Below are 13675 nucleotides of genomic sequence, written 5' to 3'. Positions count from 1 at the left end.
GGGTACATCTGTCCATGTCGACTCTGACCCATACCCACCCTACCTCGCGCCAGCGAAGTAGGGTGTCTCTGTTAAAAGTCTCTGCCATTCTCATTGCACTCGTGTTGGCGGTGCCTGTTTTGATCATCGCTATCAATATCTTTTTAGGTGGTAGTGATGTTTGGCAGCATCTCTACAATACGCTGCTGTTTGACTATGTCTCTAACTCATTTTTGCTGATGCTGGGCGTGACCTTTGGCACATTAGTGATGGGGGTTCCGGCAGCGTGGTTGACCAGTGTTTGTGAGTTTCGTGGTCGAAGTTTGTTCTCTTGGGCATTACTGCTGCCACTGGCTATGCCAGCCTACATTATTGCCTATACCTATACGGGCTTATTTGACTTTGCAGGACCGGTGCAAACGTTTATTCGCGACACCACAGGGCTTGGCTACGGAGAGTATTGGTTCTTTGAAATGCGCTCCTTAGGTGGTGCTATCACTATGTTGTCGTTAGTGTTGTACCCTTACGTGTATTTAATGAGTCGAGCTGCTTTTCTAGAGCAGTCTGCTAACACCTTAGAAGTCTGTCGCACATTGGGCTATTCAGCGCCTCAAGCCTTTATTCGCTTAGCACTGCCGATGGCTCGTCCAGCGATTGTAGCTGGGGTGACACTAGCGATGATGGAGACATTAGCGGATTACGGTACGGTGCAGTACTTTGGTGTGACCACTTTCACCACGGGCATTATGCGTACCTTCTATGGATTTGGTGATCTCGCCGCTGCGTCGCAGTTAGCTGGTATTTTGCTGCTATTTGTCGCTGTTCTGATTTTTACAGAGCGCTATTCTCGAAGAAAAATCTCTTATCATGCCTCTGGGTTGAGGAAAGCAAGTCAGCGTAAGGTTGAGTTGCGTGGACGTTATGGTCTAGCAGCCTGGTTGGCGTGTGCTATCCCTGTGATTGCTGGATTTGTTATACCCGCTGGTGTGCTGTTGTACTGGGCTGTATTTGAAGCAGAAACCGTTGGTTGGGATTTCATTCAATTATCCTGGAACTCTTTTTATCTGGCTGCCTTAGCGGCTTTAATTACCGTGTCGTTGGCATTGGTACTTGCGTATGCAGGACGTTTGCACCCCACTAAGGGGGTACAAACCGCCATTGTGACATCGGGAATGGGATATGCTTTGCCGGGCACCATCATTGCCATTGGCGTTATTGTGCCCCTAGCGTGGATTGATCATCGTATTATTGATTGGGTGAAATACACCTTCGATCAAAAAATTGGCTTGTTCTTTTCTGGGACGATCATTGCTTTATTATTAGCCTACACCGTCCGTTTTATGGCTGTATCGCTCGGTTCGGTACAAAGTGGTTTAGGTAAGGTTAAACCAAGCATGGACATGGCGGGGCGTTCATTGGGATGCTCACCTGCAGAAGTACTGCGTCGTATACATGTTCCACTGCTGAAAAGCTCGGTACTCACAGCACTATTGATAGTGTTTGTTGATGTGCTAAAAGAACTACCTGCAACACTGATTTTGCGCCCGTTTAACTTTAATACCTTGGCCGTACGGGCATTTGAATTAGCGTCTGATGAAAGATTAGTCGATGCGGCGCCGGCATCATTAATGATTGTTGCAGTGGGGTTAATCCCCGTGATTCTGCTCAGTCGTTCTATTTCATCCAGTGCTCACTAAGTTTATTGGGGATTCACATGACCGCCATGCCACCGAATAAAATGTTAAAAGAACTGAAGTTGAACCATATTGCGGTGGGCTATCAAGGAACACCTGTGGTTCAAGACGCCAACTTCAGAATCGTAGAAGGCGAGATTGGTTGCCTGTTGGGTCCAAGTGGCTGTGGCAAGTCAACGTTACTTAGGGCGATCGCTGGATTTGAGCCTCTTATGGCTGGCGATATATCGTTGGACAATGAAGTGATTTCATCGTCTGAAACAACCGTGAGTCCAGAGAAACGAAGCATCGGCATGGTGTTTCAAGATATTGCTCTGTTTCCTCATTTATCCATCGGCGAGAACATTGCTTTTGGCTTAAAGCATTGGAGCAAACAAGAAGCCAATGCTCGCATTGACTATTTGCTTGAGCTAGTTGGCTTGGCTGGTTATAAGGACCGCTACCCAGATTCACTTTCAGGTGGGCAACAGCAACGGGTTGCGCTGGCTCGTGCTATCGCGCCTAAGCCTAAGTTATTACTAATGGATGAGCCTTTTTCTGGCTTAGATGCAAAATTAAGGGAAGAGCTAGTACCGGATATTCGAGCGATTTTGCTGCATGAAAAAGTCAGCGCGATTCTGGTCACCCATGATCAGGCAGAAGCCTTTGCGATGGCAGATCGTGTGGCGATTATGGAGGCGGGCAAGATTCTACAGGTGGGGACGCCTTACGAGATCTATCATGAACCCGTTTCGCGTTTTGTCGCTATGTTCATTGGCCAAGGGGACTTCTTGCCAGCAGTGGTTTGTGGTGCGAATTGTGTGCACTCTGACCTTGGTGAAATTCACGGTGATATGGACCATGGCTTCCAGTCGGGTGAAAAAGTAGATTTGCTTGTTCGGCCTGATGACATTCTTCACGACGATGATAGCGAGTTCAAAGGCTTAATTGTAAGCAAGTGGTTCCGCGGTTCTTATTTCTTATATCGCGTAAAACTGCCTTCTGGAAAAGTGACTTACTGTTTTGCCTCATCCCATCACAACCATTCCATCGGTCAAGAAATCGGCCTAACGGTAAACTTGGATCACCTAGTAATGTTTCCAATTGAAGCCAAGGCTTAGTGCAAGATACTTAAAACAAAGAAGAGCGCCATGGCGCTCTTCTTTGTTTTATTGGGTGGGCATCACATATTGCCAATGCCTTGCTCACGGCAAGTATCAATAATGCCTTCAAAGTCGTATTCGGTCAGTTCTAGATGCTCTAGAGCATGATGGCCAATCAGTTGCCATTCGTAATCCTCTGGTGCTTTGCCTAGAAATTTGTAGGTCGCGCTAATATGCTCAGCCATCTTGAGTATGGACATAAAGGTTAGGTATTTACTATCGCCAGCGATGCGTTCGTTAAACAGCTTTTGTGCTCTGTGGTGGTGTGCAATGACATAACAACAGGCTTTGGGTAGTGCCCAAGATTTTGCTAGATAATACCCCACCACCGAGTGGTTGGTGCGAAAGGCTTTGTTCTCGAGATCTGTCAGTTCGAAATTGAAAGTCTGATAGCCCTGTTCCAAAACGTTTTTATAGTCATCAAATCGACTCATCATGAGCGGCACACCGGCATTGTGGAATAAGCCCAATGCATAGCATTCATCTTGGTACTTAAAGCCTATTTGATTGGCAATGCTAGAACACACGGAGGCAACATCCATGGCGTTGTCCCAGAAGTTGTGTAGCTCTTCAATGGCACCGTCAGAGAGCTCACTTTTCACGGCTAAACCATTCACGATATTGGAAATGGAGTTAATCCCCAGCATCATCACGGCTTGTTGAATGGAAGATATTTTTCTCGGCAAGCCGTAATAAGCAGAGTTTACAAACTTTAAGACGGCAGCAGATAAACCAACGTCTTGGGATATGATTTGCGCGATGCGGCTCATATCTGGCTCTGGCATCGCTTGTTCCATATGAAGATCTACCATGACCTGAGGCTGTGGTGGGATGGATATCCCTTGTAGAACTCGTTTGAGTTGTTCGTCGTTTAGGCCAGTAGACATCAAAACCTCTGTACGAATTATTGGCGGTTGAAAGTTGGCTGAATTACATTGCGAACGTAGAAATCAAAGACCGAACATTTATAATAGCGTTTTTTACGAAACTTTGGTGAGTACTTTGAGTGTAATTCGGTTAAAAGGGCAAGCAGATAGAAGACTTCGTGCCGGCCATCAGTGGATTTATAGCAATGAAGTGAATACAGATGCGACGCCTTTGAAGCAATTCAATGCGGGAGATCAAGTAATTGTCGAAACGGCTCATGGAAAGCCATTAGGCGTAGCCATGATCAATCCTAATACGCTGATCTGTGGTCGCTTAATTAGCCGAAGTACTGACACAGTTTTAAATAAATCCACTATTGTTCACCGCTTAAAGATCGCATTGTCATTGCGTGACAGTGTTTACCCTGAGCCATACTATCGTTTAGTGTTTGGTGATTCTGACGGACTATCTGGATTAGTAGTAGACCGCTTTGCCGACATCCTAGTTGTGCAGATTTCTACTGCGGGCATCGAGCGCGTTAAGAATGAAGTGATCGAAGCGCTACAAGAAGTTGTTAAGCCAAGTGCGATCCTGATGAAAAATGATGGCAAGATGCGTAACGTAGAAGGCTTAGATACTTATGTTGAAGAAGTCTTCGGGCATGTGCCGGAAGTGGTTTACCTAAAAGAAAACGATGTATTGTTCCAAGCACCTGTTTGGGATGGTCAGAAAACCGGTTGGTTCTACGATCACCGTGAAAACCGCAAGACCATGCAGACTTTCTGTTCTGGTAAGAAAGTACTCGACGTATTTTCTTATGTAGGCGGTTGGGGCGTGCAAGCTGCAGCGGCCGGTGCGACGGAGGTCACTTTCATTGATGCCTCTGAAGCCGCACTTGACCATGTCGATGCAAACCTGGCGTTGAACCAATATGAAGGTGAGTCCAATCTGATGCAGGGCGATGCATTTGAAGCGATGAACGCTCTGATTGAAGAGAAGCAGCGCTTTGATGTCGTTGTCATGGACCCGCCTGCGTTTATTGCTCGTCGTAAAGACATTAAAGCAGGGGAAGGTGCGTACCACCGTGCTAACCAGCTAGCCATGCGTCTTGTTGCAAAAGGCGGTATCTTGGTATCAGGTTCTTGCTCGATGCACCTTGAGACGGGCCGTTTACATGATATTGTGCGAAGTAATAGTCGTCAGCTAGAGCGTTTTTCACAGCTGGTTTACCGCGGTACGCAAGCGCCGGATCACCCAGTTCACCCAGCGATTCCTGAGACTGAGTACCTAAAAGCACTGTTCTACCGAGTGCACAACAATATGGGTCTATAAAGACGCTTAGAATGAAAAAACGCAGCCGAGGCTGCGTTTTTTCATCTTTACTGGTTACTAGACCGTATTACATAGAATTACCGCGTAGAGAGATATGCGGCCAGCCGCGCTCTTTAGCGATGTCGGTCAGTGTTGGGTCAGCATCCACGGCAATAGGGTGGTCTACTAACTCAAGCAGTGGTAAATCATTGCGTGAGTCACTGTAGAAATAGCTGCCTTCCATAGAGTGCCCCGTTTCCTTCAGCCAATCGTTTAGACGTGTCACTTTGCCTTCTTGGAAGCTCGGAATGCCCACTACATTTCCTGTGTATTCATCGTTAATGACTTCTGGCACAGGCGCAATAATGTGGTCCATGCCCAGTGCTTCAGCAATAGGACCTGTAACAAATTGGTTGGTTGCCGTGATCAAGAGCAGAAAGTGGCCTTGATCCTTATGATGCTTCAATAGCTTGGTGGCTTCTTCTTGCATCATTGGGCGCACTTTTGTGTCCATGAATTCTGCATGAAGTGCATCGCGCTCCGTTTTGCTAAAACGTGTCAGAGGTTTAAGGCTAAACGCAAGGTATTCAAAAATATCCAGAATGCCCGCTTGGTATTGTTCAAAGAAACGATCGTTTGCTTCTTTGTATTCCTTTACGTCTACAAGGCCTTTCTCGACAAGAAATTGTCCCCAGTTGTAGTCGCTGTCGCCGCTTAGTAGCGTGCCATCTAAGTCAAAAATTGCCAGTGTCACAGCATCACCTATTGATTAAATTGTGTTGCACAGTATAGCGATGGCATTGACAAATAACATCCCGATTAATTGTGTGGAACACCGAATTATGGAACAATGATGAGCATTAGATTTTAGTTATAAGGTGAGAGCTCGTGATTGATGCAGACGGATACAGACCGAATGTTGGCATCATCCTCATGAACGAGCGTGGCCAGCTTCTTTGGGCGAGGCGTGTTGGACAAAACGCGTGGCAATTCCCCCAAGGCGGCATAAAAGCGGATGAGACCCCTGAAGAGGCGTTGTACCGAGAGCTTAAGGAAGAGGTGGGATTAGAACCCCATCAAGTTGAGATAGTCGGTAGAACAAGAGGGTGGTTACGTTACCGCTTACCGAAGCGAATGCTTCGCCATAATAGCAAACCCCTGTGTATTGGACAGAAACAGAAATGGTTTTTGCTATCCATTCGCTGCGCTGATGCGTGCGTGTGTGTCGATGGTACAGATTGCCCTGAGTTTGATGGGTGGCGCTGGGTAAGTTATTGGTATCCGTTGGGCCAGGTCGTAGCGTTCAAAAAGGATGTATATCGCCGTGCACTTAAGGAGTTAGTCCCTAATGCACATCGATGGCTAAAGCGTAGGAACAAGCCCGCATAAGCTTAGTCCTGCTCAAGAAAGTAGAGGATTTATGTTAAGTTTATTGAGACGAATCACTCAAGAGGTTACGGCAGCACAGTCATTGCAGGCTGCGCTGGACATCATCGTACGACGTGTAAGACGTGCGATGCGCTCTGAAGTATGCTCAATCTACTTAGTGGATCCCAACACACAAGATTATATCTTAATGGCGACCCGCGGCTTAAACGCTGATGCTGCGGGTAAGCTCAGCTTAAAATCGGATGAAGGTCTGGTCAGTTTGGTTGGGCGCCGTGCTGAGCCTGTGAACCTAGAGGATGCGCATATTCACCCAGCGTTCCACTATTTAAGTGGTACCGGCGAAGAGCGTTACAAATCCTTCCTAGGTGTGCCGATTATTCACCACCGTCAGGTGCTTGGCGTATTGGTGGTTCAGCACGAAGAGCGCCGTCGCTTTGATGAAGGTGAAGAAGCCTTTCTAATCACTTTGTCAGCACAGTTGGCGGGTGTAATTGCTCATGCTGAGGCGACAGGGGCGATGATGTCTCTAACGCCTAATACACCGCCACCTGGTTCGGATTTTCGATACAAGGGCATTGCAGGAAGCTCTGGTGTCGCCATTGGCAAAGCTGTGGTCATTTTCCCTCCTGCGGATTTGGATGTCATTCCAGATCGTATTCCACAAAGTACAGAGTCTGAGATTGAAGACTTTTACCAAGCTTTAGAAGCGGTTCGTAGTGACATTAAAAAAGTTAGCAGTCGTTTAAGTCAGCACATCAGCAGTGACGAAAAAGCTTTGTTTGATGTGTACTTAAAAATCCTCGACGATAACTCTTTGGCTGCTGAAATTGTTAGCAAAATCGAAGAAGGAAACTGGGCCCCTGGTGCACTTCGCCAGGTGATTAAGCTGCATATTTCTTTCTTCGAGCAAATGGAAGATCCCTATTTGCGTGAGCGAGCGTCGGATATTCGCGATCTTGGTCGACGCATCTTGTCGCATTTGCAAGAGAAAACGCCAAGCATTACCGAAGACTTAACCGAGCCAGTGATTTTGGTGAGTGAAGAGTTGACGGCATCGATGCTAGGCGAATTTCCCCTCGAAAAAGTCAAAGGTCTGGTTTCTGTAATGGGCTCCAGCAGTTCTCACGTGGCAATTTTGGCGCGTGCAATGGGGATTCCCACGGTTATGGGGGCGGTCGATTTGCCGTATAGCAAACTCGATAAGATCGATATGATCGTCGATGGCTATTCTGGTCAGATCTTTACTTATCCTTCTGAAGCCATCATCGACAGCTACCAGCAGATTGTGGATGAAGAGCGCCAACTAGAAAGTGAATACGAACAGCTTAAAGACCTGCCCTGTGAGACATTAGATGGCCAGCGAATAGGTTTGTATGTGAACACAGGCTTGCTTGCAGATATTCATCGCTCTCTAGACCGTGGTGCCGAAGGTGTCGGGCTTTACCGTACCGAAGTACCGTTTATGATCCGTGACCGTTTCCCGACCGAAGCAGAACAAGAGCAGATCTATCGTCAGCAATTAGAAGGTTTTGCCCCAGCACCAGTAACGATTCGTACGTTAGATGTTGGCGGGGATAAGGCGCTACCTTACTTCCCAATTAACGAAGAAAACCCATTCCTTGGCTGGCGCGGTATTCGTGTCACACTGGATCACCTCGAAATTTTCATGGCGCAGATTCGTGCCATGATTAAAGCCAGTGCAGGCTTACATAACCTTAAAATCATGTTGCCAATGATTTCCAACGTGGCTGAAGTAGAAGAAGCGTTGGCTTTGATACGTCGCGCCTACGCTGAAGTCAAAGAGGAAGGTTATGATGTTGTGATGCCTTTGGTTGGTGTTATGATCGAAGTGCCAAGTGCCGTATATCAAGCCAAAGAGCTTGCTGGCATGGTCGACTTCATGTCGGTGGGCAGTAACGACTTGACTCAATATTTGCTTGCGGTGGATCGAAATAATTCGCGAGTGGCAAACTTATACCATACCTTCCACCCAGCGGTGTTGCGTGCCTTAGCTGACATTGTCGAGCGCACCAAAGGAGAAGGCGTGAAGCTCAGCGTATGTGGTGAGATGGCCGGTGATCCACTTGGTGCCATTTTGATCATGGCGATGGGTTATGACACGTTATCGATGAGCTCAACCAGCCTACCGAAAGTCAAAGCAGTACTACGTAAACTGACCATGGAGCAGGCGCAAGACATGCTTCGTCAGGTGTTGCCGTTAGTGCATTCCGATGCAGTGCGCCAGACCATGATGAAACTTGCGCGAGAAGCCGGTGTCGAACGCTTGATTCGTCCGTCGAAGACGGCCGCTCTACAATAACCTAACCAACGATTAGACTTTTATGATTGCCTATCCAAATATCGATCCGGTAGCGGTATCGCTCGGCCCTATTGCCATTCATTGGTATGGCCTTATGTACTTAATTGGCTTTGTTTCCGCTTATTACCTAGGCGTTTATCGCGCTAAGCGTTCGAATGGTCTTTGGACGCCAGAGCAAGTCAGTGACATGATTTTCTTTGGGGCGGTGGGAGTTATCCTTGGTGGGCGCATCGGCTATATTCTGTTTTATCAGTTCCCTTCCTTTGTTGATAATCCATTGGTGCTGTTCCGTATATGGGAAGGTGGGATGTCATTCCACGGTGGGTTATTAGGTGTTATTGCCGCCATGTGGTGGTTTTCTCGTAAAACCCAAAAGCACATCATCGATATATTGGATTTTGGCGCACCCTTTGTTCCGATTGGCCTAGGGCTTGGACGTCTTGGCAACTTTATTGGCGCTGAACTTTGGGGGAAACCGACTGATGTGTCTTGGGCGATGATCTTCCCGACGGATCCGCTTCAGCTGGCACGTCACCCATCTCAGCTCTATCAATTTGCGCTAGAAGGCGTCGCTCTATTTACGATACTTTGGTTTTTCTCGCAGAAATCCAAACCACGTTACTGCGTATCAGGTATGTTCTTATTGTTCTACGGCATTTTCCGAATTCTAGTGGAATTCGTGCGAGAGCCGGACCCGCAACTGGGCTACATAGCCTTTGGCTGGTTAACACAGGGGCAGATTTTATCCACGCCAATGGTTTTATTAGGTATCGCGCTTTTGATGTTTGGTTTCAAAATGCAACGTTACCCACAAAAGTAAAAGACTTTGCCTGTCTCGAAAACAACAACGCCGTATCAATGATACGGCGTTGTTGTTTCTAGCAGGACGTAACAGTTAGACCGTGAAAGGATAAGAGATGGGATCATGGAACTCGTAGCCTTCTAACTCGAAGTCATCCAATGTTACCCATGTTTCTAAGTCTTCCAGTGATTTGATAGCTGGATTGATTTTAAACGTCGGCACCGCCAGTGGCTCGCGCTTAAGCTGTACATCACGCATTAACTCAAGTTGATCTTCGTAGATGTGTGCGTTGACGATTTTATGATAGGCCTTGCCTGGTTTCTTACCTGTGATTTGTGCCATGATGGCGAGCAAGAAATACACTTGCACCATATTGAAGTTAAGCCCTAGAGGCACGTCACAGCTACGCTGAGTGCTGTTCAGATACAAGGTGTCGCCCAAAAGGGAGAAGTGATGACTGTACATACATGGGCGTAAGCAAGCCATATGGAGTGCGCCAGGATGGTAGAAAGTGAAGATCTCGCCACGGTTATCTACGCCCTTTGATAGATCATCCACGATTTGACGTAATTGATCGACCGTGCCGCCATCAGGCTTCGGAAAGTTACGACCAATCGCGCCATAGCAAAGCCCCATATCGTCTTCGCCTTTGCGATAAGGGTTATTTAGCCACGTCTGATTTTCATTGGCGTTAGCATCCCAAGTTTTAGTGCCCAGTGCTCGGAAGTCGGCTGCGTTATCATAGCCGCGTAAATAGCCCATCATTTCGGCAATTGCAGATTTCCAGTAGCTTTTTCGAGTCGTGACTAATGGGAATTCACCAGCACCGACATCATAGGTTAGGTCAGCGTTAATCACGGTTAGGCAGCGTTTGCCTGTGCGTTCGTTTGCTACCCATTCGCCTTCGTCAATAATGCGACGACAAAGATCCAGATATTGTTTCATGCAATTGAGTCCATGGTCGGTATAATATTGGCGCAGAGTATATCAAATTGCCCTCAGTGTGTATTGGAGTGAGAATGCTATCCCTAATCGTTGCTATGTCGTCTAACCGTGTCATCGGTGTTAATAATTCCTTGCCTTGGCATTTGCCAAATGATCTGAAGTACTTCAAGCAAGCGACCATGGGCAAGCCGATTGTAATGGGGCGCAACACGTTTGAGTCAATCGGTAAGCCGCTTCCAGGTCGTCGTAATATCGTCATCAGCCGCAACCCAGACTACCAGCCTGAAGGCGTGGATGTTGTCAGCTCTTTGGATGCAGCGATTCAACTGGGTGAAGATATTTGTCTTGTAGATGGTCAAGAAGAAGTCATGATCATTGGTGGCGCACAAATCTACTCACTTGCTCTAGAGCGTGCAGACCGCCTTTACATTACTCATGTGGATGCTGAGATCGAAGGCGATGCATTCTTCCCAGAAGTAAACTGGGAAAACTATGAAAAGATAGGCGAAGAAGCGTTTGCGGCAGAAGGCCCAAACCCTTACGACTACCGTTTTAGTGTTTACCAAAAAGGCTAAGCCATGTGGTTGCAAAAAGAGATCAAGCTGTCGCCGCGTAAGCGTGGCTTTCATCTGGTCACGGACGAGATCTTGCGTCAGCTACCAGAGCTTCGAAAGCTCGATATAGGCTTGCTGAATGTTTTTATTAAGCATTCTTCTGCGTCATTGACCATCAATGAAAACGCCGATCCTACGGTACGTGTTGATTTTGAAAGCTACTTTAATCATGCGGTGCCGGAGAATGAGCCCTATTATCAGCACACTTACGAGGGGAGCGACGACATGCCTGCGCACCTTAAGAGCAGCATTCTTGGTTCAAGTTTGAATATTCCCGTGACGAATGGGGATTTAAACTTGGGAATTTGGCAGGGGATTTACCTTTGTGAGCACCGAAATCATGGTGGCGCACGCAGCATAGTATTAACGCTGCAAGGTGAACGATCTTGGTAATCAAACTAAAAAAGGAGCCACGGCTCCTTTTTTAGTTTGGCTTGAGATATGGATTATTCTGCTATGGAAATAGCGACGCCCGACGTTCGGCCTTTTTCCACCGCTGAGTTAGCACTTTGTGCCAGTTCTTCGATGGTTTCGCCGTCTTCAGGGAAGGTGGCTAAGCCAACGCAAAGGTTAAGGTGGCTGGCATCCGAAAACTCTAATACTTTTAGCTCTTCTTGGCTTGGTTTTAAGAAGCTATTAATTAATTTCTGAGCATCTTTTAAACTGGTATTTGGCAATAATAACAACAGCTTGTCTTGAGCGACACGAGCTAAAATATCCGCCTCACGTATCTTCTTATAGATAAAGCGAGCAGACGTATGGATCGCTGTGTTGCGCTGCTCTAGAGGCATGTCCGCTAGTAAGCCACGCGCATCCAGGTCAATTTTGGCCATGGTGAGCGGGGTATACTGGCGACGAGCAAGGCCAAGTTGTTTGGTGAAGTGCGTTAACGCTGCACCGCGGTTTAAAAGTCCGGTTAGCTCATCAAAGGTTGCTTGAGAGCGTAGATGCTCCTCTAGCGCTTTCTGAGGACTAATGTCTTCAATAAAGCCGATGATTTTAGCCACGTTTCCGCTAGCATCTTGGCTGTAAGTGCGACCTCTTTCACGCACCCAAATGTACTCATCATTACCACGTCGAATGCGATATTCGGCTTCGTAGTAGCGCTGCTTATGCTTGATGTGCTCTTGTATCGTACGCATCATTTTCGGTAGATCGTCCTTGTGAACACGATCATGCCAGCCTTCGGCGCTGTGAGGCGTTTCTTCCAGTGAACAGCCTAACAAGGAGGCAATGGACTGAGAGCATGAAATGGTATCGCCCTCGATTTCCCACATCCAAATACCTGCCGAGGATTCTGTCAGTGCGAACTTAAGCAAGGTGTTTTCTGCGACACTAAAGTCCAAGTGCTCCGTATGCGAGATATAACCCAGTATATGCTGGTCATCGAGCTCAATAATCGAGATCTCGGCACTTAATGTACGGTCACCTACTTCAAGACGTGCACTGATGCGCTCCACTTCCCCCCGTTGAACTTTGGTGACAATCTCGGAAAGCTGCGATGAGGCATCGTTGACAAGGCTTGACCAAGTATTTTGTCGAGCCGCTCCAACGTTTAGGTAAAGATGCTCTAGGCTGGCATTGGCTGCTACGATATCGCCGCTGCTGACTTCAGCAACAAACGCTGGTGTCGGCATATGGTGAAAGGCAGTAGGAAAGGGAATCGACATCTTGGGCTCCTTATCAAATCAGCATGCTCGCCTATGAGCGTTACTCTGGTGTAATCCAGCGTAGTTGAAAGTGGGCGTCTTGGTCTTCCGCCAACACGTCACTTAAATACGGTAGAAACGTTTCCGCTTCCTTTTCCAGTGTCCAAGGTGGGTTAACAATGATCATGCCACTGCCAGCCATGCCGCGCTTGGTTTCTGTACCGCGAATATTTAATTCCAGTAACAATGTGTTTCTAATTTTGGTTGCCTCGACGGCATTAAGCAACTGATCTGCTTGGCGTCGATTTAACACAGGATACCATATTGCGTAAGTGCCTTGTGAAAAACGCTTATGGCCTTCCTCTAGTGCTTTTACTACCTTCTGGTAATCCGTTTTGACTTCATAAGGCGGGTCCATCAACACAAAACCACGCTTTTGTGGCGGTGGCAGCATAGATTTAACCGCTTGGAAACCATCCTCTTTTACCACATTTGCGACTCTTTTTTTGGGGAAAAGTGAAGCAAGCAGTGGGTAGTCGTTTGGATGCAGTTCGCACAAGTGCAGTTTATCTTTCTGGCGCAGATAGTGATTCACCACCATCGGGCTACCAGGATAAACGTTAAGCTTAGCTTCTGGGTTTAAGTCTTTAACAAGGTCGACAAATTGCTCAAGAGGCTCAGGCAAGTCGCTGCGCTCCATTAAGCGGCTGATCCCCGTGTCATATTCTTGATTCAATTGAGCTTGATCTGATGCCAGCTCATATAAACCAATGCCTGCATGGGTATCAAGGTAGAAAAACGGTGCGTCTTTCTTGGTTAAGTGTCGGCAAACTTGGCTCACAACCAAGTGCTTTAATATATCGGCATGGTTGCCGGCATGGTAAATGTGTCGATAACTTAGCATCGTGTTGTGTCCAGTATCATTAAAAAAGCCGTTCCTCAGGTTAAGGAACGGCTTTGAGG

At 47.2% G+C, this 13675-nt stretch carries 13 protein-coding genes; 8 read left to right on the top strand and 5 right to left on the bottom strand.

Annotation, left to right across the window (positions count from 1 at the left end):
* Nucleotides 1–14: 14 nt before the first annotated feature.
* The gene (locus C8D85_RS16785) at nucleotides 15–1676 is read left to right on the top strand and encodes an ABC transporter permease (RefSeq protein WP_133564949.1); all 1662 of its coding nucleotides are present in this window, start codon (nucleotides 15–17) and stop codon (nucleotides 1674–1676) included.
* A gap of 17 nt (nucleotides 1677–1693) precedes the next feature.
* Nucleotides 1694–2773 (top strand): ABC transporter ATP-binding protein, encoded by a 1080-nt coding sequence (locus C8D85_RS16780; RefSeq protein ID WP_133564947.1) that lies wholly within the window; start codon nucleotides 1694–1696, stop codon nucleotides 2771–2773.
* Between the two features lie 62 nt (nucleotides 2774–2835).
* On the opposite strand, the gene C8D85_RS16775 is transcribed toward C8D85_RS16780, so the two are convergent.
* Nucleotides 2836–3702, bottom strand: a complete 867-nt coding sequence (locus C8D85_RS16775; protein ID WP_133564945.1) for an HDOD domain-containing protein — start codon at nucleotides 3700–3702, stop codon at nucleotides 2836–2838.
* A gap of 115 nt (nucleotides 3703–3817) precedes the next feature.
* Here C8D85_RS16775 and C8D85_RS16770 point away from each other — a divergent pair, with 115 nt between their 5' ends.
* A complete protein-coding gene (locus C8D85_RS16770; RefSeq protein ID WP_133564943.1) occupies nucleotides 3818–5014 on the top strand; it encodes a class I SAM-dependent rRNA methyltransferase in 1197 nt (398 codons plus the stop codon).
* A 67-nt stretch (nucleotides 5015–5081) separates the two neighbouring features.
* On the opposite strand, the gene C8D85_RS16765 is transcribed toward C8D85_RS16770, so the two are convergent.
* The gene (locus C8D85_RS16765; protein WP_133564941.1) at nucleotides 5082–5747 is read right to left on the bottom strand and encodes a histidinol-phosphatase; all 666 of its coding nucleotides are present in this window, start codon (nucleotides 5745–5747) and stop codon (nucleotides 5082–5084) included.
* Nucleotides 5748–5881: 134 nt separating this feature from the next.
* Between C8D85_RS16765 and C8D85_RS16760 the strand changes: the two genes are divergently transcribed.
* The 3 genes from C8D85_RS16760 to lgt are packed head-to-tail and all read left to right on the top strand — an operon-like array spanning nucleotide 5882 to nucleotide 9522.
* Nucleotides 5882–6382, top strand: coding sequence for an RNA pyrophosphohydrolase (locus tag C8D85_RS16760; protein WP_133564939.1), 501 nt, complete (start codon nucleotides 5882–5884; stop codon nucleotides 6380–6382).
* 31 nt (nucleotides 6383–6413) lie between these two features.
* Nucleotides 6414–8702 carry a phosphoenolpyruvate--protein phosphotransferase gene (gene ptsP / locus C8D85_RS16755; RefSeq protein WP_133564937.1) on the top strand — a complete coding sequence of 763 codons (2289 nt, stop codon included), beginning with the start codon at nucleotides 6414–6416 and terminating at the stop codon, nucleotides 8700–8702.
* Nucleotides 8703–8724: 22 nt separating this feature from the next.
* Nucleotides 8725–9522 carry a prolipoprotein diacylglyceryl transferase gene (gene lgt, locus C8D85_RS16750; protein ID WP_133564935.1) on the top strand — a complete coding sequence of 266 codons (798 nt, stop codon included), beginning with the start codon at nucleotides 8725–8727 and terminating at the stop codon, nucleotides 9520–9522.
* Between the two features lie 75 nt (nucleotides 9523–9597).
* On the opposite strand, the gene C8D85_RS16745 is transcribed toward lgt, so the two are convergent.
* Nucleotides 9598–10449, bottom strand: a complete 852-nt coding sequence (locus tag C8D85_RS16745; RefSeq protein WP_133564933.1) for a thymidylate synthase — start codon at nucleotides 10447–10449, stop codon at nucleotides 9598–9600.
* Between the two features lie 74 nt (nucleotides 10450–10523).
* Between C8D85_RS16745 and folA the strand changes: the two genes are divergently transcribed.
* Both folA and C8D85_RS16735 read left to right on the top strand, forming a co-directional pair.
* Nucleotides 10524–11024, top strand: coding sequence for a type 3 dihydrofolate reductase (gene folA, locus C8D85_RS16740; protein WP_133564930.1), 501 nt, complete (start codon nucleotides 10524–10526; stop codon nucleotides 11022–11024).
* Between the two features lie 3 nt (nucleotides 11025–11027).
* Nucleotides 11028–11456, top strand: coding sequence for a secondary thiamine-phosphate synthase enzyme YjbQ (locus tag C8D85_RS16735; RefSeq protein ID WP_133564928.1), 429 nt, complete (start codon nucleotides 11028–11030; stop codon nucleotides 11454–11456).
* Nucleotides 11457–11509: 53 nt separating this feature from the next.
* Here C8D85_RS16735 and C8D85_RS16730 read toward each other — a convergent pair whose 3' ends face one another.
* Entirely contained in the window at nucleotides 11510–12733 is a 1224-nt protein-coding gene (locus C8D85_RS16730; RefSeq protein WP_133564926.1) for a PAS domain-containing protein, read from the bottom strand.
* 40 nt (nucleotides 12734–12773) lie between these two features.
* Nucleotides 12774–13616: a 23S rRNA (adenine(2030)-N(6))-methyltransferase RlmJ gene (locus C8D85_RS16725; protein ID WP_133564923.1), complete on the bottom strand. Its 843-nt coding sequence runs from the start codon at nucleotides 13614–13616 to the stop codon at nucleotides 12774–12776.
* Nucleotides 13617–13675 lie beyond the last annotated feature (59 nt).

The sequence above is a fragment of the Marinomonas communis genome, from assembly GCF_004363305.1.
GTDB classification, from domain to species: domain Bacteria; phylum Pseudomonadota; class Gammaproteobacteria; order Pseudomonadales; family Marinomonadaceae; genus Marinomonas; species Marinomonas communis.
This window is presented reverse-complemented; position numbering and strand designations above follow the sequence as displayed.

Bases quoted from the DNA above. Each gene is read 5' to 3' on its own strand.
- C8D85_RS16775 (WP_133564945.1), bottom strand. From the start codon at position 3,702: ATGTCTACTGGCCTAAACGACGAACAACTCAAACGAGTTCTACAAGGG.
- ptsP (WP_133564937.1), top strand. From the start codon at position 6,414: ATGTTAAGTTTATTGAGACGAATCACTCAAGAGGTTACGGCAGCACAG.
- folA (WP_133564930.1), top strand. From the start codon at position 10,524: ATGCTATCCCTAATCGTTGCTATGTCGTCTAACCGTGTCATCGGTGTT.
- C8D85_RS16745 (WP_133564933.1), bottom strand. From the start codon at position 10,449: ATGAAACAATATCTGGATCTTTGTCGTCGCATTATTGACGAAGGCGAA.
- C8D85_RS16735 (WP_133564928.1), top strand. From the start codon at position 11,028: ATGTGGTTGCAAAAAGAGATCAAGCTGTCGCCGCGTAAGCGTGGCTTT.
- C8D85_RS16785 (WP_133564949.1), top strand. From the start codon at position 15: ATGTCGACTCTGACCCATACCCACCCTACCTCGCGCCAGCGAAGTAGG.
- C8D85_RS16725 (WP_133564923.1), bottom strand. From the start codon at position 13,616: ATGCTAAGTTATCGACACATTTACCATGCCGGCAACCATGCCGATATA.
- lgt (WP_133564935.1), top strand. From the start codon at position 8,725: ATGATTGCCTATCCAAATATCGATCCGGTAGCGGTATCGCTCGGCCCT.
- C8D85_RS16730 (WP_133564926.1), bottom strand. From the start codon at position 12,733: ATGTCGATTCCCTTTCCTACTGCCTTTCACCATATGCCGACACCAGCG.
- C8D85_RS16780 (WP_133564947.1), top strand. From the start codon at position 1,694: ATGACCGCCATGCCACCGAATAAAATGTTAAAAGAACTGAAGTTGAAC.